This window comes from Raineyella antarctica, assembly GCF_900092135.1.
Classification (GTDB): Bacteria; Actinomycetota; Actinomycetes; order Propionibacteriales; family Propionibacteriaceae; genus Raineyella; species Raineyella antarctica.
On sequence record NZ_FMYF01000008.1, the window covers coordinates 108,392 to 134,556 of the forward strand.

The 26,165-nt window shown below is 70.9% G+C and carries 31 protein-coding genes and 1 tRNA gene; 23 read left to right on the forward strand and 9 right to left on the reverse strand.

What is annotated here, in order from left to right:
• Positions 1-31: 31 nt before the first annotated feature.
• From GA0111570_RS12510 to GA0111570_RS12530, 5 genes are all read left to right on the forward strand, one after another.
• Complete coding sequence (locus tag GA0111570_RS12510) at positions 32-1,099, forward strand: phosphotransferase (protein WP_139283242.1); 1,068 nt, start codon at positions 32-34, stop codon at positions 1,097-1,099.
• A complete protein-coding gene (locus tag GA0111570_RS12515; protein WP_139283243.1) occupies positions 1,096-3,519 on the forward strand; it encodes a lanthionine synthetase LanC family protein in 2,424 nt (807 codons plus the stop codon). Before GA0111570_RS12510 ends, GA0111570_RS12515 begins: the two co-directional genes overlap by 4 nt.
• Complete coding sequence (locus tag GA0111570_RS12520) at positions 3,504-4,946, forward strand: S8 family peptidase (RefSeq protein WP_217634150.1); 1,443 nt, start codon at positions 3,504-3,506, stop codon at positions 4,944-4,946. Before GA0111570_RS12515 ends, GA0111570_RS12520 begins: the two co-directional genes overlap by 16 nt.
• 16 nt (positions 4,947-4,962) lie before the next feature.
• Positions 4,963-5,226: a hypothetical protein gene (locus GA0111570_RS12525; protein WP_092611711.1), complete on the forward strand. Its 264-nt coding sequence runs from the start codon at positions 4,963-4,965 to the stop codon at positions 5,224-5,226.
• A gap of 74 nt (positions 5,227-5,300) precedes the next feature.
• On the forward strand, positions 5,301-6,827 hold the full coding sequence (locus GA0111570_RS12530; RefSeq protein WP_092611715.1) for an ATP-dependent DNA ligase: 1,527 nt from the start codon (positions 5,301-5,303) through the stop codon (positions 6,825-6,827).
• 81 nt (positions 6,828-6,908) lie between these two features.
• On the opposite strand, the gene GA0111570_RS12535 is transcribed toward GA0111570_RS12530, so the two are convergent.
• Together GA0111570_RS12535 and GA0111570_RS12540 are read right to left on the reverse strand one after the other, a co-directional pair.
• Complete coding sequence (locus tag GA0111570_RS12535; protein ID WP_175557479.1) at positions 6,909-7,745, reverse strand: class I SAM-dependent methyltransferase; 837 nt, start codon at positions 7,743-7,745, stop codon at positions 6,909-6,911.
• Positions 7,746-7,864: 119 nt separating this feature from the next.
• Entirely contained in the window at positions 7,865-8,869 is a 1,005-nt protein-coding gene (locus tag GA0111570_RS12540; RefSeq protein ID WP_092611872.1) for a DNA topoisomerase IB, read from the reverse strand.
• A 201-nt stretch (positions 8,870-9,070) separates the two neighbouring features.
• On the opposite strand from GA0111570_RS12540, the gene GA0111570_RS12545 reads away from it, so the two are divergent.
• The gene (locus GA0111570_RS12545; protein ID WP_092611739.1) at positions 9,071-9,763 is read left to right on the forward strand and encodes a haloacid dehalogenase type II; all 693 of its coding nucleotides are present in this window, start codon (positions 9,071-9,073) and stop codon (positions 9,761-9,763) included.
• Positions 9,764-9,916: 153 nt separating this feature from the next.
• Positions 9,917-10,162, forward strand: coding sequence for a hypothetical protein (locus tag GA0111570_RS12550; RefSeq protein ID WP_092611742.1), 246 nt, complete (start codon positions 9,917-9,919; stop codon positions 10,160-10,162).
• 93 nt (positions 10,163-10,255) lie between these two features.
• Here GA0111570_RS12550 and GA0111570_RS12555 read toward each other — a convergent pair whose 3' ends face one another.
• Positions 10,256-10,792, reverse strand: coding sequence for a YceI family protein (locus GA0111570_RS12555; protein ID WP_092611745.1), 537 nt, complete (start codon positions 10,790-10,792; stop codon positions 10,256-10,258).
• A 284-nt stretch (positions 10,793-11,076) separates the two neighbouring features.
• Here GA0111570_RS12555 and GA0111570_RS12560 point away from each other — a divergent pair, with 284 nt between their 5' ends.
• On the forward strand, positions 11,077-11,388 hold the full coding sequence (locus GA0111570_RS12560) for a hypothetical protein (protein ID WP_217634152.1): 312 nt from the start codon (positions 11,077-11,079) through the stop codon (positions 11,386-11,388).
• Here the strand turns inward: GA0111570_RS12560 and GA0111570_RS12565 are convergent.
• Together GA0111570_RS12565 and GA0111570_RS12570 are read right to left on the reverse strand one after the other, a co-directional pair.
• Entirely contained in the window at positions 11,377-12,510 is a 1,134-nt protein-coding gene (locus GA0111570_RS12565) for an ATP-binding protein (RefSeq protein WP_217634153.1), read from the reverse strand. The two genes, GA0111570_RS12560 and GA0111570_RS12565, sit on opposite strands and share 12 nt — an antisense overlap.
• A gap of 454 nt (positions 12,511-12,964) precedes the next feature.
• A tRNA-Leu gene (locus GA0111570_RS12570) sits at positions 12,965-13,050 on the reverse strand.
• A 113-nt stretch (positions 13,051-13,163) separates the two neighbouring features.
• Between GA0111570_RS12570 and GA0111570_RS12575 the strand changes: the two genes are divergently transcribed.
• Both GA0111570_RS12575 and GA0111570_RS12580 read left to right on the forward strand, forming a co-directional pair.
• Complete coding sequence (locus GA0111570_RS12575; protein ID WP_245703191.1) at positions 13,164-13,397, forward strand: DUF5703 family protein; 234 nt, start codon at positions 13,164-13,166, stop codon at positions 13,395-13,397.
• Between the two features lie 132 nt (positions 13,398-13,529).
• Positions 13,530-13,946, forward strand: coding sequence for a hypothetical protein (locus GA0111570_RS12580; protein WP_092611754.1), 417 nt, complete (start codon positions 13,530-13,532; stop codon positions 13,944-13,946).
• 16 nt (positions 13,947-13,962) lie between these two features.
• Here the strand turns inward: GA0111570_RS12580 and GA0111570_RS12585 are convergent, their stop codons facing one another.
• Positions 13,963-14,961 carry an aldo/keto reductase gene (locus GA0111570_RS12585; RefSeq protein WP_092611757.1) on the reverse strand — a complete coding sequence of 333 codons (999 nt, stop codon included), beginning with the start codon at positions 14,959-14,961 and terminating at the stop codon, positions 13,963-13,965.
• 318 nt (positions 14,962-15,279) lie between these two features.
• On the opposite strand from GA0111570_RS12585, the gene GA0111570_RS12590 reads away from it, so the two are divergent.
• The 8 genes from GA0111570_RS12590 (at position 15,280) to GA0111570_RS12625 (ending at position 20,897) form a co-directional block, all read left to right on the forward strand.
• Positions 15,280-15,789 (forward strand): flavin reductase family protein, encoded by a 510-nt coding sequence (locus GA0111570_RS12590; protein WP_092611760.1) that lies wholly within the window; start codon positions 15,280-15,282, stop codon positions 15,787-15,789.
• Between the two features lie 39 nt (positions 15,790-15,828).
• Positions 15,829-16,530 (forward strand): MSMEG_4193 family putative phosphomutase, encoded by a 702-nt coding sequence (locus tag GA0111570_RS12595; protein WP_092611763.1) that lies wholly within the window; start codon positions 15,829-15,831, stop codon positions 16,528-16,530.
• Between the two features lie 9 nt (positions 16,531-16,539).
• Complete coding sequence (locus tag GA0111570_RS12600) at positions 16,540-17,112, forward strand: DUF3090 family protein (protein WP_092611766.1); 573 nt, start codon at positions 16,540-16,542, stop codon at positions 17,110-17,112.
• 55 nt (positions 17,113-17,167) lie between these two features.
• Entirely contained in the window at positions 17,168-17,953 is a 786-nt protein-coding gene (locus tag GA0111570_RS12605) for an SCO1664 family protein (protein ID WP_092611769.1), read from the forward strand.
• 10 nt (positions 17,954-17,963) lie between these two features.
• On the forward strand, positions 17,964-19,223 hold the full coding sequence (gene mshC / locus GA0111570_RS12610; protein WP_092611772.1) for a cysteine--1-D-myo-inosityl 2-amino-2-deoxy-alpha-D-glucopyranoside ligase: 1,260 nt from the start codon (positions 17,964-17,966) through the stop codon (positions 19,221-19,223).
• Between the two features lie 36 nt (positions 19,224-19,259).
• On the forward strand, positions 19,260-19,523 hold the full coding sequence (locus GA0111570_RS12615; protein ID WP_092611775.1) for a phosphoribosyl-ATP diphosphatase: 264 nt from the start codon (positions 19,260-19,262) through the stop codon (positions 19,521-19,523).
• A gap of 61 nt (positions 19,524-19,584) precedes the next feature.
• Positions 19,585-20,445 carry an ATP phosphoribosyltransferase gene (gene hisG, locus GA0111570_RS12620; RefSeq protein WP_281245209.1) on the forward strand — a complete coding sequence of 287 codons (861 nt, stop codon included), beginning with the start codon at positions 19,585-19,587 and terminating at the stop codon, positions 20,443-20,445.
• A gap of 2 nt (positions 20,446-20,447) precedes the next feature.
• The gene (locus GA0111570_RS12625; RefSeq protein WP_092611778.1) at positions 20,448-20,897 is read left to right on the forward strand and encodes a PH domain-containing protein; all 450 of its coding nucleotides are present in this window, start codon (positions 20,448-20,450) and stop codon (positions 20,895-20,897) included.
• A 52-nt stretch (positions 20,898-20,949) separates the two neighbouring features.
• On the opposite strand, the gene GA0111570_RS12630 is transcribed toward GA0111570_RS12625, so the two are convergent.
• A complete protein-coding gene (locus GA0111570_RS12630) occupies positions 20,950-21,759 on the reverse strand; it encodes a Cof-type HAD-IIB family hydrolase (RefSeq protein ID WP_092611781.1) in 810 nt (269 codons plus the stop codon).
• A complete protein-coding gene (locus tag GA0111570_RS12635) occupies positions 21,759-22,310 on the reverse strand; it encodes a hypothetical protein (RefSeq protein ID WP_092611784.1) in 552 nt (183 codons plus the stop codon). Before GA0111570_RS12635 ends, GA0111570_RS12630 begins: the two co-directional genes overlap by 1 nt.
• Before the next feature lie 183 nt (positions 22,311-22,493).
• Here GA0111570_RS12635 and GA0111570_RS12640 point away from each other — a divergent pair, with 183 nt between their 5' ends.
• The gene (locus tag GA0111570_RS12640) at positions 22,494-22,910 is read left to right on the forward strand and encodes an Hsp20/alpha crystallin family protein (protein WP_092611787.1); all 417 of its coding nucleotides are present in this window, start codon (positions 22,494-22,496) and stop codon (positions 22,908-22,910) included.
• 325 nt (positions 22,911-23,235) lie between these two features.
• Here GA0111570_RS12640 and GA0111570_RS12645 read toward each other — a convergent pair whose 3' ends face one another.
• Positions 23,236-23,841: a hypothetical protein gene (locus GA0111570_RS12645; protein ID WP_092611879.1), complete on the reverse strand. Its 606-nt coding sequence runs from the start codon at positions 23,839-23,841 to the stop codon at positions 23,236-23,238.
• 52 nt (positions 23,842-23,893) lie between these two features.
• Between GA0111570_RS12645 and GA0111570_RS12650 the strand changes: the two genes are divergently transcribed.
• The 4 genes from GA0111570_RS12650 (at position 23,894) to rplT (ending at position 26,164) form a co-directional block, all read left to right on the forward strand.
• A complete protein-coding gene (locus GA0111570_RS12650; protein WP_175557480.1) occupies positions 23,894-24,508 on the forward strand; it encodes an SseB family protein in 615 nt (204 codons plus the stop codon).
• 316 nt (positions 24,509-24,824) lie between these two features.
• The gene (gene infC / locus GA0111570_RS12655; RefSeq protein WP_425438626.1) at positions 24,825-25,514 is read left to right on the forward strand and encodes a translation initiation factor IF-3; all 690 of its coding nucleotides are present in this window, start codon (positions 24,825-24,827) and stop codon (positions 25,512-25,514) included.
• Between the two features lie 32 nt (positions 25,515-25,546).
• Complete coding sequence (rpmI, locus tag GA0111570_RS12660; RefSeq protein WP_092611796.1) at positions 25,547-25,741, forward strand: 50S ribosomal protein L35; 195 nt, start codon at positions 25,547-25,549, stop codon at positions 25,739-25,741.
• Positions 25,742-25,783: 42 nt separating this feature from the next.
• Complete coding sequence (rplT, locus tag GA0111570_RS12665; RefSeq protein WP_092611799.1) at positions 25,784-26,164, forward strand: 50S ribosomal protein L20; 381 nt, start codon at positions 25,784-25,786, stop codon at positions 26,162-26,164.
• Position 26,165 lies beyond the last annotated feature (1 nt).

Genomic DNA, 26,165 nt, shown 5'->3' on the forward strand with positions numbered 1-26,165 from the left:
TTCGACCCGAAAAGGACCTGCCGTGCTGTCCATGACCGAAGTGATCCCCTACCTGCGCGACCGGAAGTTGCTGGGCGCGGCGAGCGTGGTGTCGGGCGACGTACGCGTGTTCGACGCCTCCCGGCGCAACCGGAACTTCAAGGTGCTGCGAAGTGACGGTCCATCGCTGTTCGTCAAGCAGGGCACGCTGCGCGCAGGCTTCAGTGCCGTACGCCGTGAGGCGGAGGTCTACGGCCTGCTGAACGGACCGGAGGTCGGCCATCCGCCCTATCCCCACGCGCCCCGCTTCGTCGGCTACGACCCGGACCAGGACGTGCTGGTCATCGAGCTGCTGGCCGACACCGTGGACCTGCGCCGGCACGACACCGGGCGACGGACCGTACCACTGAGGGCGGCCGCGGCGCTGGGCGCGGCACTGGCCGGCCTGCATGCGCTCGTCCCGCCCTCGACCGCCGCCGCACGGCTGGGGGACGGTGAGCCGGGCGTACTGACGGCGCATCGCCCGGGGCTCGCCCTCCTGCGCGACTTCAGCGCTGCCAGCATCGAGCTCGTCCGGTTGATCCAGTCCCACGCCGAGGTCGTCGCCCAGTTGGAGGACCTGCGGGCCGGCTGGCGGGCGGACGCACTGATCCACCACGACGCCCGGTGGGACAACGTCCTGGTCGGCCGAGGCGGGAGGGCCACCACGCTGATCGACTGGGAGACCGCGGCGGTGGGCGACCCCGCCTGGGACGTCGGCGGGGTGCTCGCCGACTACCTCAGCCAATGGTTGCTCTCGATCCCGAGCACCGGCAGCACCCCACCGGAGCAGGCCCTGCACCTGGCCCGGCGACCGCTGACCACCCTGCAACCGGCGATGGCGGCCCTGTGGCGGGCCTACCGGGAGAGTGCGAGGCTCAGCACCGCTGCAGGGGAGGAGCTGCTCCGGCGTACGACCCGGTTCGCCGGCCTGAAGCTGGTCCAGTCCGCCATCGAGCAGGTCCAGAACACGCCTCGCTGGACCGTCGCCTCGCTCTGCCAGCTCCAGGTGGGCAGCAACCTGATGGCGCGCCCGGACGAGGGTTCCCGACTCATCCTCATCCCGGAGGCACTGGCATGACCGACCACGCCACCCCTTTCGACGCCGTCATCCATGCCTGCCAGGTCCGACCGCCTCGCGGCTACACCTGGTTCGGGACCCCCCGGACAGCCGTCCCCCCGAGCCTGCGCGGCCTCCCACCCGAGGACCTGCGCCGCTACCTGAGGTCGGCGATCCAGGAGCGGCTCTACCAGGACGCGTACTGCCTCGGCGGGGCCCGTGCCTCGTCCGCCCCGGAGGACGTCCTGTCCGCCGCGCCGGACCAGGGACTGGCCGACGCCCTCGCCCGGGCGAACACCGCGGCGGGCTGCTGGGAGCCGGGATGGACGGTCGTCGACGTCGACGAGGACAGCTACGGCATCGACTCCGGCGACCTGGTGCTCTGGGTGGCCCGCTCCGACCTCCGCCCCGCCCCGGGCCGCGAGATCCGGATCGGCGACAGCGTCCGGGTCCGGATGCCGACCGGCTCGCGTGAGCTCTCCCCGGGCTACTTCAGTGCCTTCAGCGATGCCCCCACCTCCGCCCTGGCGACGCAACCGGTGGTCCGGGTCTACCTGGCACTGACCCCCGCGGGGGCCCCGCCGGCGATGGCGGCCCTCACCGGCGAGCTCAACACCCGCCAGGTGCCCTTCCGGCTCAAGATGCTCAGCGAACCGTCGCACTACCGCCGAGCGGACAGCGCCGTGCTCTACCTGGGCCAGGACTACCTGCCCACCGTGGGCCCGCACCTGGCGCGCGTGTTCGCCGACCTGGCCCCCGTCCTGCGCGACACCACTCCCCTCTTCACCCGGCGCCTGGCGCCTGGCATCGGGCTGGCGGAGGAACCCGAGGTGTCGGACAGCTTCGGCCAGCACCGCTGCGGCCTGGTCGCCGAGGGACTGATCGCCGCCGCGGAGCGTGGCGCACACTCCCACCACGAACGCCTCGGCCACCTCCTGCAGGTCTGGCAGGAGGCGGGGCTCCAGGTGGAACGGCCGCACCTCAACCCCGGTTCCGACGACTCCCGATATGACTGCCTGGTGCCCGTTGGCGGGAGGGGAATGCCCATCAGCGTCGGGCGATCGGCAACCGGTCCCGGGGCCGGAGGCGTGGGGATGGACGCCGTCGCCGACGCGGCGCCGGACCCGGCCCCCGCACCCCTGGCACTGGCGGCCGCGCTCGGGGAGCGACTGGTCGCGTCCGCGACCTGGCACCAGGACCGGTGCACCTGGCTCGGCGTCGTCCCGACCACCGATGACCAGGGTCGCCCCACCCTGGCGCATGGGGCGGTCGGACGATCGCTGTACGACGGCAGCTCGGGGATCGCCCTGTTCCTCGCCCTGCTCGGCACCGTGATCGAATCCTCCGGCGCTCGCGAGACCGCCCGGGCGGCCGCCCGGCAGTCGCTGGATCCCGACCGCGAACCGGCCGGCCCGGGCCTCTATACCGGGACCGCCGGCCGGGCGATGGCGGCGGTGACGACCGGCCTGCTGCTGCGCGACGACGCCCTGGTCCGGGACGCCCTCGCCTCGCTCGGGACACTGGCCGAGAACACCCACACCGACGTGCTCTCCGGGTCGGCCGGCACCGTCCTGGCGCTGCTGACCATTGCGGAACTGGTGGATGAGCCCCGTTGGGTGGGGCTGGCCACCACGTACGGCGATCACCTGCTGCGCACCGCTCGGCCCGGTCGGCACGGCCTCTCGTGGCCACCGCCCGGCCGACTCACCTCACCCGACCTCACCGGCCTCTCGCACGGCGCGGGAGGCGTCGGGGCCGCCCTGGTCGAACTCGCCGTCGCCACCGGGGACGAGCGCTACGCAGATGCTGCCCGCGGCGCCTTCGCGTACGAGCGCAGCTGGTTCGACACCGACGAGGGCAACTGGGCCGACCTGCGCGACCAGCCGCGCCGGACGCGCAGGAACTCGGCGGCCGTCTTCCGCAGCCAGTGGTGCCACGGAGCACCCGGGCTGGCGCTGACCCGGATCCGGGCAGCGGAGGTGCTCGGGGAGGCCGCCCTGCGGGAGGAGGCGACCGTGGCACTGGGAACCACCGTCCGCGACACCTCCGCGGCCCTGCTGACCGGATCGCTCGGCTTCAGCCTCTGCCACGGCCTGGCCGGCAATGCCGACGCACTGCTCGACGGACTGCGGACCATGCCGCCCGAAGAGGCCGGGAAGGCGCGGAGGCTGGTCGACCGGATCGCGCTGGTCGGGCACCGCCGACACGTCATCGGCTCGGCCCCCTGGCCCTGTGGGGTGCCGGTCCCGGACCTGGAGGTGCCAGGACTGCTGCTCGGCCTGGCGGGGATCGGCCACCACTTCCTGCGAGCAGCCGTCCCCGGCATCCCCTCGGTCCTCCTCCCGGACCCGGCCGGCTGGGCCACCAGCATCCATACCCTCGCCCACACGCCGTCCCGTACGCGCACCGACATCGGAGGAACGCCATGCCCGACTTCATGACCTTGGGACTGCTGCCCCCACTGCACCCCCGGACCATCGTGCTCAGGACCGCCTCGGTCCCCGGCGGGGGAGGGCTGGCCGCCGCCTTCGCCAACGACGTGCCCCTGGTGGAGGCCGTCGGGGGCGGCGGCCTGGCCCGGCTGGCCCGGCTGGAGAAGGACGGGGGTGTCGTCGCCGTCGACCCGGTCGGCGGGTCGAGCGGCGCAGCCTCAGCCGGTGCGCCCCGGGCCTGGTCGGCGTTGTCGGCCATGGCGGCCCAGGCAGGGGAGGACGACCCCGGGGCTGCCACCATCGTCACCCTCACGCCGGGGGTCGACGTCGACGACCTGCTGGCAGATCTGGTGGCCGACGCGCAGGTCGAGTACGCCGACCGGGTCCCCGCACGCTACGTGGCGATGCCGGGCCCGATGGCCGACCAGCCGGGCATGATGGCCACCGGCGTCCCGCCGGCGAGCGATCCCTGGAACCTGGTGAGGATCGGCCTGCCGCAGGTCGAGGCGCAGGGGATCGACGATGCACGGGACATCCGCGTCGGCGTCCTCGACACCGGCGTCGACGAGGGACATCCGGCGTTGCGGGACCTGCTGGCGGCGTACACCCATGGTGGGAGCGGGTCCACCGGCACGGTGTCGGCCAGTGACGTCGTGGGGCACGGGACGCACGTCAGTGGGACGGTGGCCAGCGCTCCCTCGGTACGGGTCGGTGCCCGGGGGATCTGCCGCGCCGGGGTGAAGGTCTGGAAGATCTTCGACGACCAGCCGGACTACTTCGCCCGGGCCGGGGTGTACTGGTACCTCGTCGATCCCGTGATGTACCGCTCGGCACTGGCCGACTGCATCGGCAAGGTGGACGTGCTCAACCTCAGCATCGGGGGGCCGCAGCCGCCGGACCGCCAGGAGTCGGCGCTGTACCAGCAGCTGCTCGACAGCGGCGTGTCGGTGGTGGCGGCGATGGGCAACGAACGCAGCAACGGCAGCCCGATCTCGTACCCCGCCGCGATCCCCGGGGTGATCGCCGTGGGAGCGACCAACACCGCCGACACCGTCGCCCCCTTCTCGAACAGCGGCGGCCACATCAGCCTGGTGGCCCCGGGCACCGGCATCTGGTCGACCCTGCCCACCTATCCCGGCCAGATCGGCTACCGCGCCGACCGGAGCACCGGCGTGCTGCGGCCGGGGGTGCCCTTCCCGCGGGACACCTACTACGCTGCGATGGACGGCACCTCGATGGCCGCCCCGCACGTGACCGCGGCAGTGGCGCTGCTGCTGGCCAACAGCCCGCACGGGCGTTCTCCCCAGGAGGTCCGGGACCTGTTGATGGTGACCGCGACCAGGCTGCCGGCCATGAACGAGGCCCGCTGGACCCCGGACTACGGCACCGGGCTGCTGAACCTGCGCCGACTGGTCTTCGCCGCCCGCAACCTCTGACCACGAAGGAGCCACCATGCCGGACCCCGTCATCAGCTTCGCGGTCGGGCCCGACGTGCCCGAGGAGGAGATCGATTCCCTCTTCGCGACGATCCGCTGGGTCCGGGGAGTGACCGCCGCCCGACCGCTCGCGCCGGCCTCCGACGTTCCCGCGCTGCGCCGGATGGGCACCGCGACCGTCGACCCCCGCAGCGACATCCGGGCCGTGGCGGGGGAGATCGCGGGCCTGGACGGGATCGAGTACGCCGACGTCGCCTCCGACCGGGGGCCGGTGCAGTAGGGCCTCCGGCGACGAGCAGCGTCGGGGCACCGTGCGGGGTCGACGGGCCGCGCCCCGAGCGGGATGATCGGACCATGCGCCTGGCCGACCTCGTACGCACCTCGACCGCGGTCGCCGCGACCCGCTCGAGGCTGGAGAAGCGACACCTGCTGGCAGCGGCCCTGGCCGACGTCGATCCGGACGAGGCGGATGTGGTGGCCACCTTCCTGTCCGGACAGCTCCGGCAACGACGGACGGGGCTGGGCTGGCGCTCCCTGGGCAGTGTCCCCGAGCCGGCGGACGAGCCGACACTGGCGCCTCTCCAGGTCGACGCCGCCCTGGAGGCGCTCTCGCAGCTGTCCGGGCCCGGATCGCGGCAGTCGCGTGAGGCAGCCGTGGTCGAGCTGTTCGGCCGCGCCACCGCCCCCGAACAGGACTTCCTGCGCCGCCTGGTCACCGGGGAGCTGCGACAGGGCGCCCTGGACGCCCTGCTGCTGGAGGCGATCGCGGAGGCGGCGGACGTACCGATCACCGCGGTGCGCAGGGCCGCGATGTACAGCGCCTACACCGGTCCCGTCGCCGCTGCGGCACTGGCCGGCGGGGAGGCGGCGCTCGTCGACTTCCGGCTACAGGTGCTGCGCCCGGTCCGCCCGATGCTCGCCTCGCCCGCCGCGGACGTCGACGCGGCCCTCGATGACCTGGACGGTGCCCAGGTGGCGGTCGACGCCAAGCTCGACGGGGTCCGGATCCAGGTGCACCGCGCCGGCGCGGAGGTCATGGTCCTCACCCGTTCGCTGGAAGACATCACCGAGCGCGTGCCGGAGATCGTCGAACTGGTCGGCACCCTGGGCGTACGCAGCGTCATCCTCGACGGTGAGGCGCTTGTGCTGGGCGCCGACGGTCGTCCGCGCCCGTTCCAGGAGACCGGGGCCCGCGCGCTGAGCCGGGACGCCGAGACCCTGCGCGGGGCCACGCCCCTGACCAGCTACTTCTTCGACGTCCTGCACCTGGACGGCCGCGACCTGGTCGACCTCCCCGCTCGGGACCGCTTCGCCCTGCTCGACTCCGTCCTCCCCGCAGCCGCGGTCGTGCCGCGCCGGATGATGGCCGATGCCGCCGACGTCCGTGCCTTCTTCGACGAGGTACTGGCACGGGGGCACGAGGGGATCGTGGTCAAGGACCTGGCCGCCCCCTACGCGGCCGGACGGCGGGGAGCGGCCTGGCGGAAGGTCAAGCCGCGGCACACCCTGGACCTGGTCGTGCTGGCCGTGGAGTGGGGCAGCGGCCGGCGCCACGGCAAGCTCTCCAACATCCATCTCGGGGCGCGCGACGGTGATTCCCTGGTGATGCTCGGCAAGACCTTCAAGGGGATGACCGACGAGATGCTCGCCTGGCAGACGCAGCGCTTCCTGGAGCTCGAGACCGGGCGGCACGGCAACGTGGTCGAGGTGCGTCCCGAGCAGGTGGTGGAGGTCGCCTTCGACGGGGTGCAGCGCTCCTCGCGCTACCCCGGCGGGGTAGCGCTGCGGTTCGCCCGGGTGCTGCGCTATCGCGAGGACAAGACGGCCGCGGAGGCCGACACCCTCGACAGCGTGCGTACGATCGGCGGCCTCGGGACGTGACCCGGTGCCCCCGCCCGGGGCGGGTCCGGGTTGGCCCGGTGTCGGGGCAGGTGGGTGCCGACCTCGCGCCGCGGTGCCGGATCAGCGGGTACGGGCGGTGGTGTAGCGGACCTGTTGGGTCAGGTGCAGCAGCCCGTCCTCGCCTCGATCCTGCTCCAGGATCCGTCCGGCCCGGTCGAGGATGTCGGGCAGCGCATCGGGTGGGACCAGGTCCCAGAACTGGCGCATGCCCAGCGACATCGTCCAGGCCCGCCAGGCCCGGACATCGGTCAGGGTGATCTCGAGGGGCTCATCGTGGCTCTCGACGTCGGTCGCACCGCAGTCCTCGAAGAAGGTCGCCAGGCTGCCGGTACTGGCGAACGGGCCCTGCGTGCCCGACGTCCGCGCATCGGCCATCCCGGGTGGAGCGGTCGCGAGTAGGACAGCCTCGGCGCGCTGCCAGGCATCATCCTGCGGGCCGAACGTGCTGATCCCGATTCGCCCGGACCCGGGACGGACCTGACGGAGCCAGCTACGCAGGGTCTGCGCCGGATCGGGGTCGAAGAACAGCACCAGGGAGGCAGCCACGACGTCGTACGGACCGTCGTCGACCGTGGGCGGACCGGCCTCGCCGACCCGGACGTCGAGGTTCGTCACACCGGCGCGGTCCGCGTCGGCGCGGAGCAGGTCGGCCATGGCGGGGGAGAGATCGACGGCCACCACTCTCCCGGCGCTCCCGACCGCCGCACAGAGCGGGAAAGTCGCCGCTCCGCGCCCCGCCCCGATGTCCAGGGCGGACTCGCCCGCCCGGGGATCGAGCAGGTCGACCAGTCGGGCGGCGATCGGCCGGAACCACGGCACCGGACCCTGGTCATACCCCGGGGCGAGCTGGTCGAAGAGCCCGGCCACCCGAGCACGCTGTGCGGCGGTGTCACCCATAGCCGGATTGTCCCCGTCCGACGCCGCAACGGCAACTATCCGTGGGCTCCTGGCCATCTTCGCAACGGATCCGCAGCGGCCCGCGCCGCGCCCAGGGTCCGGCCGACGGATCGCCGATCTCAGGTGTCCCGGAGGAGTGCAATGGTCTGGGCCTCCAGCGAAGCCCGCCGGGCGGCCGCCTCGGACTGCCGGTCGGCCGCGTCGGGATCGATCGTCACCCCGCTCTCGTAGCGGTCGATCACGCGCGGGTCGATGTAGGAGCTGCGTGCCACCGTCGGAGTGTTGCCCAGGTACCCGGCGACCTCGACCACCGCGGCGCGGACGGCCCGCTTCCGGGAGGCCGCGGTGCGGCCCGGCTCCTCCGACCTGGCCAGGGCGGCGGCCGCCAGCACGGTGGCGTGCCAGGTCCGGAAGTCCTTGGCGGTGATCTCCCCCTGGAACAGGTCGTCCAGGTAGCGGTTGACCGCGGTCGAATCCAGGTCGCGCCACCGGCCGTCCTCGCGGTAGGCCATCAGCCGTTCGCCGGGGGATCGGCGCCGGCGCATCGTCTCCAGTGCGCGGATCGCGTCCTCGTCATCGATCTCCACGATGTGCTCGATGCCCGACTTCCCGACGAACCGGAAGACCATCACGTCACCGCGGCGGTGGACGTGGTCGCGCTGCAGGGTGGTCAGCCCGAAGCTGCCGTGCGCATCGGCGTACGCGTCGTTGCCGATCCGGAAGTAGCCCAGGTCGAGCAGCCGGAACGCGACGGCATCGGCCCGGGACAACGGCATGCCCGGCAGGTTGATGTCCTCGGCGACGGTGTCGCGAGCGGCGGCCAGCTTCTCGGCGGCGGCCAGCACCCGCTCGAACTTCGCCCGGTCCCGCTTCTGGCGCCAGACCGGGTGGTAGAGGTACTGGCGCCGCCCGGCATCGTCGGTGCCGACCGCCTGGAGGTGCCCGTTCGGGTACGGGCAGATCCACACGTCCGTCCACGCCGGAGGAATCACCAGCTCCTTGACCCGGGCGACTTGCTCGGGATCCAGCCGCTCGCCGTGCTCGTCGAGGTAGGTGAAGCCCTTCCCCGTACGCCGCCGCGTCCAGCCGGCCATCCGGGGCGAGACCCTGCGCAACCGAGTCATGCGGACCATGATGCCCCACGGGTCCTCGTGGCCGGGGCAGGCAGATCGGCCGATCGTCGGCTGGATCTCCCCTGGGAGTCTTGCCGTACCGGCCGGCGGCCGGGGACGATGGGGGAGCGGGCCCCGGCCCGTCCGCGCTGGGCTCCCGGGTCATGTCCGGAATCGCCCCGCGGTCCCCGCCGCCTGCCTGGAGGAGTTCCGATGGCCCCCGACACGTCAGTGATCGTCTTCGACGTCAACGAGACCCTGTCCGACATGTCACTGATGGCCGACCGCTTCGAGGAGGTCTGTGCCCCCGGCTACCTGGCCCGGTTGTGGTTCGCGACCGTGCTGCGCGAGGGGTTCGCCCTGGCTGCCGCCGGCGCCAGCGCCCGCTTCGCCGACATCGGCACCGAGGTGCTGCGGACCGTCCTGTCCGGCGCAGACCTTGACCGCGGACTGGACGCCGCCGTCTCGTACGTGATGGCTGGCATGAAGGAGCTCAAGCTGCACCCGGACGTGGCGCCGGGGATGAGGCTCCTCAAGGAGCACGGCTACCGGCTGGTCACCCTGAGCAACGGGTCGACCGACGTGGCCGAGCAGCTCCTCGGCCCGGCGGGACTGCGGGACGAGGTCGACCTGGTGCTCTCGGTGGAGGATGCCGGCGTCTGGAAGCCGGCGCAGGCGGCGTACGAGTACGCGGCCGAGGCCTGCGGGGTGCGTCCCGAGCAGATGATGATGGTCGCGGTGCACCCCTGGGACCTGCACGGGGCCGCCGGTGCAGGGCTCCGGACAGGCTGGATCAACCGGACCCATGCCCGCTACCCGGAGTACTTCCGGGCACCCGACGCCACGGCCGCCACGCTGGTCGCCCTGGCCGGCGAGATCGGGCCCGGGCCGGGCGCCGCGGCCTGAGGACGACCCGGCCCGCCGACCCGGCCCGAACGTCCACGTCCCCTGATCGGGCCGACGTTCCGCCACCGACCGGATCGGCTCGTCAAAGCCGTTGTCGCCACCCGGACGGACTGCCAGACTGGCAACGTCGACATCATCCAACGGAGGTACGTCATGGCTGAGAACGTCGCGAGCGAAGGATCCTCGGCAGGCCCCGAGGAGCAGCCGCACACCCATCCCGAGCACTTCGAGACCGCCTACTCCGACTACGCGCCGGAGCCGATGGACCCCACCGAGCTGGGAACCGAGAAGGCCCACCCGGAGCACTTCGAGACCGCCTACTCCGACTACGCCCCGGAGACGGACGATCCCACCGAGGAGAACTGGCACGAGCACCACCAGCACAAGCACCCCGAGTGAGGACCCCTCCGGCCTGATCGGCCGGTCCGGCCTGATCGGCCGGTCCGGCCTGATCGAGCTGTTCGGCCTGATCGAGCTGTTCGGCCGGATCGGTCAGAAGTGTGCGGTGGCCTGCACCTCGACCACGTCCCCGACCTTGAGCGCCCCCATCATGATCGCGAAGGGCTTGATGCCGTAGCGGGTCTGGGTGATCTGGCCGGTCAGCTCGTACGCGCCATCGCCGGCGACCACCCGGAAGTCCTGCGGCTGGGTCTGGCCGTGCAGGGCGAGCTGCCCGTGCAGGATGATGGCGTCCCAGGTGCCCTCGGCCGAGGTCGACCGGAAGTTCACCTGGCCGTACTTCTGGGTCTGCAGGGCCTTGGCGGCATGGCCGACGATGTCCGTACGGTCCTTGGCCGGTACGTCCTTGGTGCGGTCGCGGTTGCCCGACACCCTGAGGGAGGTGAGGTCCGCGGTGAAGACGAGCGTGGTCGCCTCGGGGGTATCGCCCACGGTTACGGTGGCCTCCCAGCGCCCGATCCTGAGGACCAGCTCGTGACCCATCTTGGCCATCGGGCCCTCAACGGTCGTCAGCAGGTGCAGGTCGGTGTCGTCGGGGCCGAGGCGGTGGGGTCCAGTGGCAGGAGTCATGGACCCATCATCCACGCCGGTCCAGGAGCCGACCGAGTGGCCCCTCGCATGCTCGATCGCGACCGGATCCGAGGCGTTCGAGGGTCAGGAACAGACCGCAGTCCTCGAGGGGGTCTCGATCCGAGTCGGTCGTGGCACAGGGAGACGCGCGCCGCCGCCGAGGTGTCTGTCGATATTTGGCCGTTGTCCCCTAGCGGACGGCGTCGCAGCGTGGAAGGTGCCGGGAAAGCCGGTCTGTCAGGTGCAGTCGCACATCCGTACGATGCTGGGAAAGACACACGACCATGGCCAACGAGCCCCAGAGCCCTCTCAGGGACCCCCGGTACGACTTGATCGCCGTCCTGGAAGCATCCCTGGACATGGCATGGCGGGTGGAGTCCTCCATCAAGGATGCAGAGGAAGCCGGCGACGCCGAGCTTGCCGAGTGGGTCCGCAAGATCCAGCACAGCAACGTCAAGGCCGGCGAGCAGATGCTGCTCCAGCGCCTGCAGAAGCAGAGTGACTGGCGTCCCGCCGATCAGCGCCCCCTGGAGGATCCCGACCCAGCCTGTGATCCGAAGGCGATGGCTGGCCGGCGGGGGCGATTATTCGGCTGACTCCTGTCGCTGGACGAACGCAGCCATGGCGGGGACGGTGTAGGCGACCATTCCGTGGTCGGGGGAGTAGATCAGGCCCTTGTTGATCAGGTTGGCCCGCGCGGGTCCGAGGGCCGTCGTCTTCTTGTGCAGACGAGCGGCCACCTCGCCGGAGGCGCTGCCGCGGTCCCCATCGACGGCCATGGCCCGCAGGTACTCCTTCTCGGCGCTGGTGGCGCGCTCCCACCTGATGCGGAAGAAGCCGTTGTCGAGGGCGAGTTGACCCTCCGCAACACCCAGTTGCGCATCGTGGAAGGTGATGGGGGATCCGGGCGCGACGTTCCAGGTTTCCTGCCCGTACTGCTGCAGGAAGTACGGGTAGCCTCCAGCCGCCTCGATCACGCGGTCCATGGCGTCGACCTGCCACGATGCGCCCTCGGTCTCGGCAGGCGACTCCAGCGCAGCGATCGCGTCATCCCGCGTCAGCGCATCCACGGTGTGGTAGCTGAAGAGGCGTTCGGCGTAGGACTTGGCCTCGGCCAGCTTCCGGGGCAGGCTCGGCAGGCCCGCAAGGGCGACGACGAGGCGATCCTGGCGTTGGTTGGCCGCGTGGACGATCGAGCACAAGGCGATCAGCTCGTCCTCGGGCAGGTCCTGGGCCTCGTCGACGAGGAGAGCCAGACCTGCATCGCCTTCCTCGGCGGCGGCGCTGAGATCGCGCAAGAGCTTGCCGAGGTCGGATTCGAAGGTTCCGGTGTCCGCCCCTCCGCCGGGGCTGTCATCGAGGTCCAGCCCGAAGCTCCAGGTACCGGAGGAGTCGTACGAGGCCTTGAAACTCAGAGCGGTCTTGAGCGCTTTCAGCACGCGAACACCCACGCCAGGACGGGCGAGGTCCACCAAGTTGTCGTGCAGGGCCTCTCCCACCATCGCGCGCATGGACCGGCCCGACTTCGCTTCCACCTGAGCAACGATCCAAGCGCGATCACGCGCCATCTGGGCGAACCGCGTGAGCAGGACGGTCTTGCCCACGCCCCGCAGCCCGTACAGGACCAACGATTGGGCGTCGCGGCCGGTCGATATACGCCGGATGGCGATGTCCCAGGCGGTGAGCTGGCTCTCTCGTCCGACCAGTGCAGCGGGCAACCTGCCAGCTCCCGGTGAATAGGGGTTCCGGACCGGATCCACGACGCTCCTCGAGGAAGGTATAGCGGCTTTGTGCCATGTATAGCGATCTGTTATAAGGCACTATAAACTGCTACTCGGTCTTCTTCCTAGCCCGTCATCCGACACCGGACGACGCGGATGCGACCATCGGGCAGGCGCCACGGCGCGGTCTTGACCCAGCGCTGATGGGGCCGAGGATCCTCCCTCGACTTTGGACAGAGGCGCTCGATCGCCTGGCGGAGACCAGCAAGTAGGGTCGACAACGGTGGATGGGAATCGACAGCGATCGACGCGGCCAGGAGGGCCCCCGTAGATGGGGTGCAGGTGGTGGTGCTGGCGTACGAGTCCGGTTTCGCTCGGCGGCGCTGGATGGGCCGGACCGTTACAAGAAAGAAGAAGGCCCATCCCGCCGGGGATGGGCCTTCTGTCGTTGTGTCCGAGAGGGGACTTGAACCCCTATGCCCTATAACGGGCACTAGCACCTCAAGCTAGCGCGTCTACCAATTCCGCCACCCGGACAGGTGTGCTTGCTGTTTCCGGAGCTTCCCGGGCAGCGATGTAGAACTATACCCAACTCGCCCCGGAGTGCCAACTCGGCCCCCGCGGTTGACGCCGCAGGCACAATGGAGCGCGTGACAACCCGGACCCGAGTGCGCCAGCGACCCGACGCCGACTACGACGTCAGGCGCCTGACCATCGACCGCGAGATGTCCCGCAACGCGCTGCGCCAGATGCTCACCGAGGAGGCCGAGCGCGAGGGCTGGGAACTGCATCGTCTGCGGCGCTACCGCGACGGCCGGCGCGAGGTGTGGATGCGCCGCCGGATCATCCGCGTACGCGCCACCTGGGAGTCCTACCCGGAGTGAGCCGGGGGCCGTCCCTCCTGGCCGGTCCGGACCGCCCACGTATCCGCCCGGTCGACTCACCGACCGTCCGACGGCTCGCCCGGATCCCCGAAGGCTGCCTGGTCGACCCCTCGGCTCGCTAGCCTCGATGCCATGGAACACCGGCGGGGGGTACCGCACCGGTACGGGATCGTGCTCGGGTTGCAGCTGTTCAACGCCATCTCGGCCATCGGCGGGGGGATCGCCCTGATGATCGGCCTGATCGACCAACCGGTGTGGGTCACGCACACGGCCTTCCCGGACCTCTACCTGCCCGGCGTGATCCTGTTCGCCATCGTGGGGGGAAGCGCCCTGGTGGCGGCCCTGGCGATGGCCAAGCGGGTGGTCGGACGTGAACTGGCCAGCATCCTGGCCGGGGTGGTCATGCTCGCCTGGATCATCGGGGAGATCGCCTCCATCCGGGGCCTCCACGTGCTGCAGGCGGTCTACCTGGTCACCGGGGCGGTGGCCATCTGGTTGACGCCTGGTGGTGACGGCTCGGGGCAGCGCCGGGTGGATCCCGGCGCCTGACCCTGGCTGAACCTTCTCAGCCGTGCATCGGCGGCTCGATCGGCCGCCCGGCGCCGTCACGGGATGCCAGCGGGCCACCCGACACGTCGTCCAGGGCCGCGGCGATCTCGTCCGGCAGGTCCATCTCCTCGACGGCCAGGCACTCCTCGAGCTGCTCGGGACTGCGGGCCCCCAGCAGGGGAGCGGTCACTCCCGGGGCGTCGCGTACCCACAACAGCGCGACCTCCAGCGGCTTCATCCCCAGCCCGTCAGCGGCGCGCGCCACGGCGTCGACGATGCCGCGGGAACGGGGCTGCAGGTAGGGCTCGACGAACCAGGCGAAGTGCTCCGCGGCGGCACGGGAGTCCTTCGGTGTGCCGCGACGGTACTTCCCGGTCAGCACTCCCCGGCCCAGCGGCGACCACGGGAAGAAGCCGAGCCCGGCGGCCCGGACCGCCGGCAGGATCTCCACCTCGGCCCGGCGCGTCATCAGCGAGTACTCGACCTGGGCCGACGCCAGCGGCGTACGTGTCGTCACCGCCCGCTGCCAGGTGGCGGCCGCCGCCGTCTGCCACCCGACGAAGTTGGACAGCCCGAGGTAGCGGACCCGGCCCGACGTGACAGCGGTGTCCATCGCCGCCAGGGTCTCCTCGATCGGCGCCTGCCCCCAGGCGTGCACCTGCCACAGGTCGATCCAGTCGGTGCCGAGCCGCTCCAACGAGGCATCGAGGTCGGCGAGCATCGCCCGGGCGGAGGTGTCGACGCGGCGCTCGCCGTCCCGTACGACGAATCCGGCCTTGGAGGCGATGACCAGGTCCTCGCGGTCGAACTCATGGGCCATCAGCGCCCCGAGGATCTGCTCGGCATCGCCGGCCCCGTACGCCGCCGCGGTGTCGACCAGGGTTCCGCCGGCGTCGACGAAGGTGGCGAGCAACTCGTACGCCGCCTGTGGAGCCGTGTCGCGTCCCCAGGTGAGCGTTCCGAGGCCCAGCCGGGACACCTGCAGACCGGTGGAGCCGACGCGTCGCTGTTCCATGGCCCAGACTCTAGGGCCCCAGCCGGTCCGGGCCGCCGTCGTTCCGCAGGTCCACGATGCGCAGGCCCACGTTCCGCTGGTCCGCGATCCCAGCGGCCGGGCTGCCAGGATGCGTGCCGTCCTCGGGCCTGTACTGATTCCCAATGGGATCGCCCGATCCCAGCAGTTGCGTCACGCAACTGCGTCGATCAGCGGGGGCAACTGGGAATCAGTACAGGGACCCCGGTGGCTCGAGCCAGGATCCGTCGCGGCTGCGTGCCAGGCGGCATCCGTGGGTCGAGGCCCGGACCGTACGGAGGGCTGCGCCAGACTGGCCCCATGAGCATCCACGGCGAGCATCCGTTCCTCACCCCGCCCGAGCTCCGCGATCCGGTCCGCCGCCTGCGCGGCCACCTGCCGGCCCCGGTCACGGTCTGGGCCTCCGCGCACGGTGGCCGTCGCGACGGCTGGACCATCTCCTCGGTCCTGGTCGGGGAGGGCGAACCGGCCGAACTCGTCGCCCTGGTCGATGAGGACTGCGACTGGTGGGACCTGTTCCGGGATGCCGGCACTGCCACCGTGAGCGTCCTCGCCGCGGGCCAGGGAGCGGTCGCCGACGCCTTCGCCCGCGTTGCCCCCTCACCCGGGGGCCCGTTCCGGACGGGGGAGTGGGTCGATGCCCCGCACGGGCCGCGCCTGTCGGGTGCAGCGGGTTGGGTCGGAGTGCGTCTGGTCGACCCTGACCCGCCCCGGGCCGGGTGGGGCCTGCTGGTCCGCGCCAGGATCGAGGACGTCGCGCTCTCCGAGGGACTGGAGGCGTTGGAACACCGGCGCGGTCGCTACCGCTGAGGTGGGGGCCCGCTGGGACCCTCCCGTACGCTGGGCGCCATGACGATCCTGCTGCTGGTGCGCCACGGACGGACCACCGCCAACGCCTCCGGCATCCTGGCCGGACGGCTGCCCGGCGTGTGCCTCGACGAGACCGGTATCGAACAGGCCCGTGAAGCCGGACGGCGGCTGGCGGGGCTCTCCGTGGTGGCCGAGGTGTCCTCGCCGATGGAGCGTTGCCTGCAGACCGCTGACGAGATCCGCCGGGTTCGGGAGGTCGCCACCGCGGCGGACGTCATCGTCGACGAGGCCCTCGCCGAGGTCGACTACGGCTCCTGGAGCGGGCGCCCGCTCAAGGAACTCGCGGAGGAGGAGCTGTGGCGAACCGTCCAGTCCCACCCCTCGGCGGCCACGTTCCCAGAGGGTGAGTCGATGGTGGCCATGGCCCAGCGTGCCGTCGCCGCGATCCGCTCGCGGCAGGACCGGATCGCCGACGAGGCCGGCCCCGAGGCGATCTGGATGGCCGTCAGCCACGGCGACATCATCAAGGCGATCCTCGCCGATGCCCTCGGCCTGCACCTGGACCACTTCCAGCGGCTCGTGGTCAACCCGGCCTCGGTCAGCGTCGTCCGCTACACCAGCGCCCGCCCGTACGTGCTGGCCACCAACACCTCGTCCGGCGCCCTGGCCGACCTGCTGCCCAAGGTGGCCCCGACCAGCGATGACGCCGTCGTCGGTGGCGGTGCCGGGCCGGGGAAGTAGGGTGGAAGCGTGACCGCGTTCACCCTGCGCTACGACAACCCGGACCGCTTCGTCTCCGGTACCGTCGGCGAGCCCGGCGACCGTACGTTCTACCTGCAGGTGCGTGAGGCCAACCGGCTGTCCTCCCTGGTCTGCGAGAAGCAGCAGGTCGAGGTGCTGGCCAACCAGATCGCCCACCTCCTGGACGAGGTCGCGGCCCGTTCGCTCAGCACCGTCGACATCCCCCCGCCGGTGGAGTCCGCGCTCGACAACCGTCCCCTGGACGCGCCGATCACCGACGACTTCACCGTCGGACCGATGAGCCTGGCCTGGGACGGCCGCCAGGACAGGGTGGTGCTGGAGCTGTTCTCCGACGACGTCGAGGAGACGATCACCGGGATCAGCGAGATCGACACGTCCGCGCTGCAGGAAGGCACGGTCTGCGTGATCACGCTCAGCCCCGCCGCGGCTCGACAGTTCGTCGCCCGGGCGCTGACGGTCGTGGCCGCCGGCCGGCCGGTGTGCCCCTTCTGTCGCCAGGCGATGGCGGCCGAAGGGCACGTCTGTCCCCGCGCCAACGGCTACGTCAATCCCCTGCACTGAACCCCGCTGCACTGAACCCCGCTGCCATCCGCACCGAGAGGAGGTCCCCCAGCCGATGCACCCCGCACTGACCACACCGCCGCCCTCGGGCACCGGCACGTCCCTGCGCATCCTGGGCCGGATCCGGACTGCCTCGAACGCGACGTTCCTGGCCGAGGCCCTCGAGCCCGGAGCGGAGCCGCGTCGCTGCGTCTGGAAGCCGGTGGCCGGCGAGCGTCCGTTGTGGGACTTCCCGGACGGCACGCTGGCCGCCCGTGAGGTGGCGGCGTACGAACTGTCGGCCGCCGTCGGGTTCGACGTGGTCCCCAGCACGGTTCTGGTGGAGACCGATGAGGGGGGAGGGGCGCTGCAGACCTGGGTCGACGTCGACGAGGACCTACGCGACCTGGTCGACCTGGTCCCGGTCCGGCGCGTCCCGGAGGGCTGGTTCCCGATCGTCGAGGGTCTGGACGTGCACGGGCACCGGACCACGTTGGTGCACCGGGACGACCCGAGGCTGCGACGGCTGGCCCTGTTCGACGCCGTCACCAACAACTCCGACCGCAAGGGAGCCCACCTGCTGCCCAGCGGCGGCACCATCATGGGCTGCGACCACGGCCTGTGCTTCCACGTCGAGCCGAAACTGCGCACCATCCTGTGGGGCTGGGCCGAGCAGCCGCTGCTGCCGGGCGAGGTCACCCTGCTGGAACGCGTGCTGGACGTCGCCCCCGACGTGCTCGGCGACCTGCTCGACCCCGAGGAGGTCGAGGCGGTGCTGCGACGCACCCACAGCCTGCTGGGCCAGGGCACCCTTCCCACACCGCAGGACGGCTGGCCGTCGATCCCTTGGCCACCGCTGTAAAGTCCGCTGCATGCGTGCCTGGAGCTCCCCTGACCTGCCGACCGTCCCTGGTGACGGGAGTGCCCCCCTCGTCGTCCACGACACCGCCGCCCAAGGGCCGGTGCGTGTCGGTCCGGACCAGGGTGAGGCCCGCATGTACGTGTGCGGCATCACCCCGTACGACGCGACCCACATGGGCCACGCCGCCACGTACGTGGCCTTCGACCTGCTGAACCGGACCTGGCGCGACCGCGGCCTGGACGTCAACTACGTGCAGAACGTCACCGACGTCGACGACCCGCTGCTGGAGCGCGCCACCGCCACCGGTGTGGACTGGACCGAGCTGGCGCTGAGCCAGATCGACCTGTTCCGCTCGGACATGGAGGCACTGCGCGTCCTCCCGCCCCGGGACTACATCGGCGCGGTCGAGGCGATCCCGCTGGTCATCGAGGTGGCCGAGACGCTGCAGGAGCGCGGGCTGGTGTACAGCCTGGACCCTGCCGTCCCCGGCGTCGAGGCCGCGGACCTGTACTTCCGGTCCCGTCGGGTGCCCGGCTTCGGCGAGGTCTCGCACCTGCCCGAGGACGAGGCCCGCGAGGTCTTCGCCGACCGCGGCGGGGATCCGGACCAGCCCGGCAAGGAGGATCCGTTCGACTGCCTGGTCTGGCGCCAGGAGCGCGAGGGCGAGCCGTCCTGGGAGTCCTCGCTCGGCCGCGGCCGGCCCGGCTGGCACATCGAGTGCTCCGCCATCGCGCAGCACTACCTGGGCGACACCTTCGACGTGCAGGGCGGCGGCGCCGACCTGGCCTTCCCGCACCACGAGATGAGTGCCGCCGAGGGCCGGTCCACCAGCGGACACCGCTTCGCCTCCGCGTACGTCCATGCCGGCATGGTCGGCCTGGACGGGGAGAAGATGTCGAAGTCCAAGGGCAACCTGGTGCTCGTCTCCCGGCTGGTGTCCGCCGGCACCGACCCGATGGCCGTCCGCCTGGCCATCATGGCGAACCACTACCGCTCCGACTGGTCCTGGACGAACGAGGGCCTCGCCGCCGCCTGTGACCGGCTCGACCTGTGGCGGCGGGCCTTCGCGGCCGGTACCGGGGCGCCCGCGGAGCCGACGGTGGCCGCGATGCGTGCCGCCCTGCGCGACGACCTGGACGCACCGACGGCCCTGGCCGCGCTGGACGACTGGTGCCGCGCCACCCTCGCCGGGACCGGCGCGGACGCCACCGCGCCGGCGCTGGTCGCCCTGGCCGCCGACGCGCTGCTCGGTATCGTCGTCGCTCGCTGAGCTTCACCCCCCGGGCCGTTCGGTTAGGCTCAGGGGGTGAAGACCTTCGAGAGCCTTTTTGCCGAACTGCAGGACAAGGCCCGTACCCGCCCCGAGGGGTCCGGTACGGTCGCCGAGCTCGACGCGGGCGTGCACCACATCGGCAAGAAGGTCATCGAGGAGGCCGGCGAGGTCTGGATGGCCGCCGAGTACGAGGGCAAGGACGCGACCGCGCTGGAGATCTCCCAGCTGCTGTACCACGTGCAGGTGATGATGATCGCCACCGGACTGTCCCTGGAGGACGTCTACCGCAAGCTCTGACCGGTCCGCCGTCGGCCACCGTGTTGGCCGGTGTCGGTCGGCCCCAGTAGTGTGTGGTCTCGTGAACGCTGATCGCCCCTTCCTGAAGGTCGCCGTCCCGAACAAGGGCTCACTGGCAGACGCCTCGATGCAGATGTTGCGGGAGGCCGGGTACAAGCAGCGCTCGGAGTCCAAGGAACTGATGGTGGTCGACGAGGCCAACCGGGTCGAGTTCTACTACCTGCGCCCGCGCGACATCGCGATCTACGTAGGGGAGGGCACCCTCGACATCGGCTTCACCGGTCGTGACATGCTGCTCGACTCCGGTGCGGCCGCGACCGAGATCAAGGCCCTCGGCTTCGGCGGGACCCGCTTCCGCTTCGCCGCCCCCAACGGCTCCGGGATCACCGAGGAGCAGCTCGACGGCCAGCGGATCGCGACCTCCTACCCGGGTCTGGTCCAGGCCTGGCTGGACGCCCGCGGCATGTCGGCACGACTGATCAACCTGGACGGCGCGGTGGAGAACTCCATCCGGCTCGGTGTCGCCGACGTGATCGCCGACGTGGTCGAGACCGGGACCACCCTGAAGCGCGCGGGCCTGTCGGTCTTCGGCGATCCGATCATGCAGTCCGAGGGCATCCTCGTCCAGCGCAACGGCGACGTCCCGGACGGCCTGGAGCACTTCGTCCAGCGGATCGAGGGCGTCATGGTGGCCCGTACGTACGTCCTGATGGACTACGATGTCGCTGCCGCCGACCTCGACGCCGCACTGGCGCTCACCCCGGGCTTCGAGTCCCCGACCGTCTCCGAGCTCGCCCGCGAGGGCTGGTACGCCGTCCGCGCCATGGTGAAGGCCTCCGATGCCCACCTGGTCATGGACGAGCTCTGGGACCTGGGCGCCCGAGCCATCCTCGTCACTGATCTGGCCGCCTGCCGGCTCTGACGGTGTCGACGCTGCTGCGGGTCCGCTCCCGCGCGATGCTGATAACCGGCAGCATCGTCTCGGCCCTCGTCCTCGGGAGCCCGATCGTCACCTGGATCGCCCTGCCGGGCGAGATCCGAAAGCTGGCCGTCGGTGTCGACCTGGTCATGATCGGGTTCATCCTGCTGGCGATCGTCGCTACCGTGATGCTGCTGGCGACGTCCTCGGTCAGCGCCGACGAGGAGGGCCTGACCATCGTCAACGGGCCGGTCCGGCACCGCTACGCCTGGCACGAGATCGTCAACATCCACTTCCGCGAGGGCGATCCGTGGGCGTACGTGTCCACCTTCCGCAGTGACCGTGACGGTGACCCGGAGCGCCGGATGGTCATGGCCATCCAGGCACCGGACGGCGACCGGGCCCGCCTGCAGGCCGCCCGGCTGCGCCAGATCTGGATGAGCCACCGCCTCTGAGCCCGGTCGGTGGCGCGGGTCGAGGGTCTCGACACCCGCGCCCGCAGAGGACTCAGACCAGCAGTTCGTCCCCGTCCAGCACGCGGGCGATCCCATGGTCATCGTTGCTGGAGGTCACCACGTCGGCGGCCTCCTTCAGGACGTCCACCGCATTGCCCATCGCGACCCCGAGGCCCGCGGTACGGATCATGGTCAGGTCGTTCTCGTTGTCACCGAAGGCGATGGTGTCCTCCAGCGGGATCCCGCGTGCCGCGCAGAACGCGGCCAGGGCGGCGCCCTTGCTCACGCCGGCGGCGTTCACCTCGTAGTAGAAGGTGGACGAGAAGCAGGTCTCGACATCGGTCCCGCCCAGTTCGTCGATCCTCGCCCGGTACGCGCTCAGCACCTCGTACGGAGCCGCGACCAGGATCTTGGGCGGATTGGGGGCAGCGCTGGCCAGGTCCTGGACCAGCACCTCGCGGGTGGCGTTGGCGCGCGACTCGACGTGGACCATGTAGCCCTCCTCGTCCTCGATGAAGACGTCGTCGCCGACCGGGACGATGGTGGAGACCGGCATGTGGCGCAGGCCCCGGTAGAGGCGCGCACTGACGTGGGAGGGCAAAAGGTTCGAGGCGAACACCTCACCGGTGACGGCGTCCTCCACCACTGCCCCGTTGAACCCGGCCAGTACCAGCCCGTCGATCGGGATGCCGAGCCGCCGGACCTGGTGCCGCAGCCCGGCGACGGGCCGGCCCGAGGCGATCATCAGCGTCGCACCGGCGGCCCGCGCCCGGGCCAGGGCATCGCGGGTGCTGTCGAGGAGGTCGTGGCCGGAGGTGAGTAGCGTGCCGTCGACGTCCACGGCTACCAGACGCGGCGCCATCAGTTGATCCCTCGCTTGCGCAGGATGGCCTCGATCTCGTCGAGGTCGTCGTCCTGGCCAGCCTTGCCGGCGCCGGGGGCTGCGCCCGGCCGCGCGGCAGGCTTCGCCTGGGCGGCCGCGGGGGTGGTCGTCGCCGTCCGGGCAGCGCTGGGGCGGGCGGTGGCCGGATCGGCGCCCTTCTTGTCCGCGCGGGCGGCGACGCGGGCCTGGCGCCGTTCGGCGCGGTCCTGCTTGGTGAGGACGCCGATGCCGCGGCGGTTCAGGGCACCGGCGACGACCCAGAGCACCACCGCCACGGCCAGGGCACCGATACCAGCCTGGACCTGCGTGGTCCACACCAGGGCGCGACCCCAGGCGACGAGGGCCGCGAGCAGGTCGTAGGCCAGTTGCATCAGCCCGGACAGGTACAGGCCGACGGACAGGCCGGCGAGCCCGAGACCCTCCAGGACGTGCCCGGCGCCATAGCCGGCCCGCCAGGCGATGAGCGTGTACACCAGGCCGATCACGACCAGGGCCAGACAGGCGATGAGCAGGACGTCCGCGGGGTTCATGTCCACAGGCTACCCGGCCGTTCCCGGTGACCCCGAGAATGCCCCGCAGGGACCGGGGCGAGCGGGGGGAACCCCCGTGAGAGCCGGATCACCCGGATCCGTCCGATTCGGGGCCCACGCCTCTTGATCCTGCCCGACGACCGGCACACGCTGGAGACGAGCCCTCGTGAAAGGAGTCTGACAATGGCACTGGTCCGTCGACCACGTTCTCCATGGCCCGACCTGCAGGACATGGTTGAGCGCCTGTTCGAGACAACCGACGATTCGCTCCTCCGTACGGAGGAGTACCAGGACGGCACGACCCTGGTGGTACGCGCCGAGGCACCCGGGATCGACCCCGAGAAGGACGTCGACATCTCGGTGCAGAACGGGCAGCTGCACATCCAGGCCCACCGGGAGGAGAGGTCGGAGCACAAGGAGAAGGACTCCTACCGGTCCGAGTTCCACTACGGATCCTTCGAGCGCACCCTCCCGCTGCCCGCCGGCGCCACCGAGGACGACGTGACCGCGACCTACGCCGACGGTGTCCTGGAGATCCGCGTCCCGGTCGGTCCGGAGCTCCCGCCGAGCTCCCGGAAGGTTCAGGTGACCCGCGGCTGACAGGTGGCCTCGCATCCGATCCATCCACTACGCAGCACGACGCCCCGACCGGCAAGGGTCGGGGCGTCGTGACGTGGGTGCTATTGGCTGCCATGTCCGCAGGTCGGCCGGAGGGCACCGTGCGTCGGCTGGAGATGAGGCAGGCCGCCCCCGAAGGGCGGGGAACCGGAAGAGTTTGGGTCGGACCGGGAGCGCCTCTCGGCGATTGGCCGCTCGTAGCGGCAGGAGTTGAGGCCCGGGGCTACCGCGGCCCGACACCCATGAGAATAGTTCCTCGACCGGCCCGAGCCAAACGACGCTGGCCGCCGTACGGACCCTTCCCCCGTCAGTGCAGGGCGTCGGCCCGCCACAGCCGCGCGCAGGCGGCCAGGTCCTGGGCCATGGTCTGCATCCGGGCGGCCTGGACCGCCGCCCCGGGTCCCTCCGAGACGTCGGCGCGGCCCGAGGAGACGACGTGGCAGAACGCCGCGGCCCGCTCCAGGGCGATGGCGAAGTCGCCGGTGAACGCGCCGCGCAGGATCGCGTCGGTGACGCGCCGGACCTCGTCGGGTCCGGTGGGGTCACCGGCCCCGGCGACCGCGTGGTCGGGCTCGGTGAACCGGATCCCGGCCGCGTACTCGCGGGCAGCGCCGTACGGATCGGTCAGCACCCACTCGTGCAGGACGTACAACCGCCAGAGTGCTCCGGGGAGCGAACGTGCCGGACGGCCGGCCCACAGGTCCGCGAGCGTGTCCAATCCGATCTCGCCCACCAGGGCCACCAGCCGTTCCGTCACCGCGGGATCATCGGCCGCCCGACCCGCATGCAGCAGCACCGCTGCCGACTCGTGCGCGACGTGGAGGTCGGCGATCGGATCGGTGCGTTCTCCGAGCGCTTCGAGCGCCTCCGGCGGCACGAGGCCCGGACGTCGTGGTCTGCGGTGCTCAGTCACCACTTCAGGCTAGGCGATGGCACCTCATCGCGATCCTCTACGCTGGGGCACCATGACCGGACACCACGAACACCTCCTCGGTGACACCAACCACGAGTTCGCCGAGGACGATGGCTCCGCGCCGGAGGGCCTGCGCGAGGCGATGGCCGCAGCCTCCTCGGGCGACCAGGCCGCCTACCTGGACGCCATCGTGGAACTGTGCCTGGCCCGACTGCTCATCCCGATCGTCGCGGCGGGGGAGAACCTGCACCCCGAGGGGCCCGATCCGGATCGGCACGCGGAGATGTCGGCGGTCCTGCTGCAGCAGGCCGACGGGGCAAAGGCGATGCTCGCCTTCACCGGGGTGGATGCCCTGGCGGCCTGGAATCCGCGGGCACGGCCGATCCCCGCGACCCTTGACCGGGTCGCCGAGGCGGCCGTGATGTCCGGTGCAGGCACCCTGCTGATCGACCTGCAGGGCCCGATCACGATGTCGTTGGAGGAGCCGTTGCTCTCCAACCTGGGTCGGGGTCGTCGCCTGGTCCGGATGGAGGACGGCTATGGCTGGCTGGCCACCCGGGACGAGTCCGCGCCCGCCGAGAGCGCCCACGACCACGGGCATGACCATGGGCACGGTCACCACCACGGCCATGACCATGAGCACGGGCACCAGGGGCACGGCCACTGAGCCGTACCTCACGTCGTCCCCCCGCGTCGAGGGCGCCCGATTAGGGTGAGTGCCTTCGGTACGGTACAGTTGACGCCGACCGTCCGGACTTGTCCCGGATACTCAAGCGGGGACCTGATCTCCCACCCGTACGACGCATCTCGCCCTTGGGCGTCAAGTCGTCGGGTCGGTCGTACGAGGCATCGGACTCGTCACCCACCCAATTGCGGGGGGCGGCTCCGACGTGTCGTACGTACCTTTCAGGACCCCGTGCAAGCGGGGTCCTTTTTCGTGCCCCGGGTCAAGGGCTGCGAAACTACCTGATCTTGGAGGAAGCATTACCACTGAACCGCGCATCAATGACCGCATCCGTGTTCCGGAGGTCCGACTCGTCGGCCCGAACGGGGAGCAGGTCGGCATCGTACGAATCGAAGACGCCTTGCGTCTGGCCCGCGAGTCCGAGCTCGACCTGGTCGAGGTGGCACCGCAGGCCAAGCCGCCGGTCGCCAAGCTCATGGACTACGGCAAGTTCAAGTACGAGAACGCGCAGAAGGAACGTGAGAATCGGCGCAACCAGTCGAACGTTCTCGTCAAGGAGATGAAGCTTCGTCCGAAGATCGACGAGCACGACTACGAGACCAAGAAGGGTCACGTCGTCCGCTTCCTCAAGGGTGGTGACAAGGTCAAGATCACCATCATGTTCCGCGGTCGTGAACAGAGCCGTCCCGAGCTGGGGTTCAACCTGCTCAAGCGTCTTGCCGAAGACGTGGATGAGTTCGGCACCATCGAGTTCCCCCCCAAGCAGGAGGGGCGCAACATGCTGATGATCCTGACGCCGACGCGCAAGAAGGGGCAGGCGCGCGTCGAGCACGAGAAGGAGAAGGAACTCAAGGCGGCCGAGCGTGCGGCCGACGAAGAGCTGGAGCGTGAGTCCCTGGCCGCGACGCGTGCGCGCGCCGAGGCCGAGGAGAAGAAAGCCAAGAAGAAGGGTCCGGCCGACAACATGGACCCCGATATCGACCTGTGATCGCCGCAGGGCGTTAGGAAACGGAGCACAACATGCCCAAGATGAAGACGCATTCCGGTGCAAAGAAGCGCTTCCGGATCACCGGGTCCGGCAAGGTCATGCACCGCCAGGCCGGGAAGATGCACCTCAACGAGCACAAGTCCAGCAAGCGGACCCGCCGCCTGACCGGCGACGCCGTTCTCCCCAAGGGCGACGCGCAGAAGGCCAAGAAGCTGCTCGGCAAGTGAGCATCCCCCACCCTGACTTTTTGAACTGAAGGAGAAACAACCATGGCACGCGTCAAGCGTTCTGTGAATGCGCACAAGAAGCGCCGCGAGGTCCTGGACCGCGCATCCGGCTACCGCGGCCAGCGCTCGCGCTCGTACCGCAAGGCCAAGGAGCAGCTGCTCCACTCCGGCGTCTACAGCTACCGTGACCGTCGCGCCAAGAAGGGCGACTTCCGCAAGCTCTGGATCCAGCGCATCAACGCGGCGGCTCGTGCCGAGGGCATGACCTACAACCGCTTCATCTCCGGCCTGAAGAACGCCGGTATCGAGGTGGACCGCAAGATGCTGGCCGAGATGGCCGTCAACGACGCCCCGGCGTTCGCTGCCCTGGTCAAGATCGCCAAGGAGAACCAGCCGGCCGTCGCGGAGACCGCAGCCGCCTGAT

What these genes read in the sequence shown, in the direction of transcription:
- GA0111570_RS12510 (WP_139283242.1), top strand. Translation starts at nt 32, where the DNA reads ATGACCGAAGTGATCCCCTACCTGCGCGACCGGAAGTTGCTGGGCGCG.
- GA0111570_RS12515 (WP_139283243.1), top strand. Translation starts at nt 1,096, where the DNA reads ATGACCGACCACGCCACCCCTTTCGACGCCGTCATCCATGCCTGCCAG.
- GA0111570_RS12520 (WP_217634150.1), top strand. Translation starts at nt 3,504, where the DNA reads ATGCCCGACTTCATGACCTTGGGACTGCTGCCCCCACTGCACCCCCGG.
- GA0111570_RS12525 (WP_092611711.1), top strand. Translation starts at nt 4,963, where the DNA reads ATGCCGGACCCCGTCATCAGCTTCGCGGTCGGGCCCGACGTGCCCGAG.
- GA0111570_RS12530 (WP_092611715.1), top strand. Translation starts at nt 5,301, where the DNA reads ATGCGCCTGGCCGACCTCGTACGCACCTCGACCGCGGTCGCCGCGACC.
- GA0111570_RS12535 (WP_175557479.1), bottom strand. Translation starts at nt 7,745, where the DNA reads ATGGGTGACACCGCCGCACAGCGTGCTCGGGTGGCCGGGCTCTTCGAC.
- GA0111570_RS12540 (WP_092611872.1), bottom strand. Translation starts at nt 8,869, where the DNA reads ATGACTCGGTTGCGCAGGGTCTCGCCCCGGATGGCCGGCTGGACGCGG.
- GA0111570_RS12545 (WP_092611739.1), top strand. Translation starts at nt 9,071, where the DNA reads ATGGCCCCCGACACGTCAGTGATCGTCTTCGACGTCAACGAGACCCTG.
- GA0111570_RS12550 (WP_092611742.1), top strand. Translation starts at nt 9,917, where the DNA reads ATGGCTGAGAACGTCGCGAGCGAAGGATCCTCGGCAGGCCCCGAGGAG.
- GA0111570_RS12555 (WP_092611745.1), bottom strand. Translation starts at nt 10,792, where the DNA reads ATGACTCCTGCCACTGGACCCCACCGCCTCGGCCCCGACGACACCGAC.
- GA0111570_RS12560 (WP_217634152.1), top strand. Translation starts at nt 11,077, where the DNA reads ATGGCCAACGAGCCCCAGAGCCCTCTCAGGGACCCCCGGTACGACTTG.
- GA0111570_RS12580 (WP_092611754.1), top strand. Translation starts at nt 13,530, where the DNA reads ATGGAACACCGGCGGGGGGTACCGCACCGGTACGGGATCGTGCTCGGG.
- GA0111570_RS12585 (WP_092611757.1), bottom strand. Translation starts at nt 14,961, where the DNA reads ATGGAACAGCGACGCGTCGGCTCCACCGGTCTGCAGGTGTCCCGGCTG.
- GA0111570_RS12590 (WP_092611760.1), top strand. Translation starts at nt 15,280, where the DNA reads ATGAGCATCCACGGCGAGCATCCGTTCCTCACCCCGCCCGAGCTCCGC.
- GA0111570_RS12595 (WP_092611763.1), top strand. Translation starts at nt 15,829, where the DNA reads ATGACGATCCTGCTGCTGGTGCGCCACGGACGGACCACCGCCAACGCC.
- GA0111570_RS12605 (WP_092611769.1), top strand. Translation starts at nt 17,168, where the DNA reads ATGCACCCCGCACTGACCACACCGCCGCCCTCGGGCACCGGCACGTCC.
- mshC (WP_092611772.1), top strand. Translation starts at nt 17,964, where the DNA reads ATGCGTGCCTGGAGCTCCCCTGACCTGCCGACCGTCCCTGGTGACGGG.
- GA0111570_RS12630 (WP_092611781.1), bottom strand. Translation starts at nt 21,759, where the DNA reads ATGGCGCCGCGTCTGGTAGCCGTGGACGTCGACGGCACGCTACTCACC.
- GA0111570_RS12635 (WP_092611784.1), bottom strand. Translation starts at nt 22,310, where the DNA reads ATGAACCCCGCGGACGTCCTGCTCATCGCCTGTCTGGCCCTGGTCGTG.
- GA0111570_RS12640 (WP_092611787.1), top strand. Translation starts at nt 22,494, where the DNA reads ATGGCACTGGTCCGTCGACCACGTTCTCCATGGCCCGACCTGCAGGAC.
- GA0111570_RS12650 (WP_175557480.1), top strand. Translation starts at nt 23,894, where the DNA reads ATGACCGGACACCACGAACACCTCCTCGGTGACACCAACCACGAGTTC.
- rpmI (WP_092611796.1), top strand. Translation starts at nt 25,547, where the DNA reads ATGCCCAAGATGAAGACGCATTCCGGTGCAAAGAAGCGCTTCCGGATC.
- rplT (WP_092611799.1), top strand. Translation starts at nt 25,784, where the DNA reads ATGGCACGCGTCAAGCGTTCTGTGAATGCGCACAAGAAGCGCCGCGAG.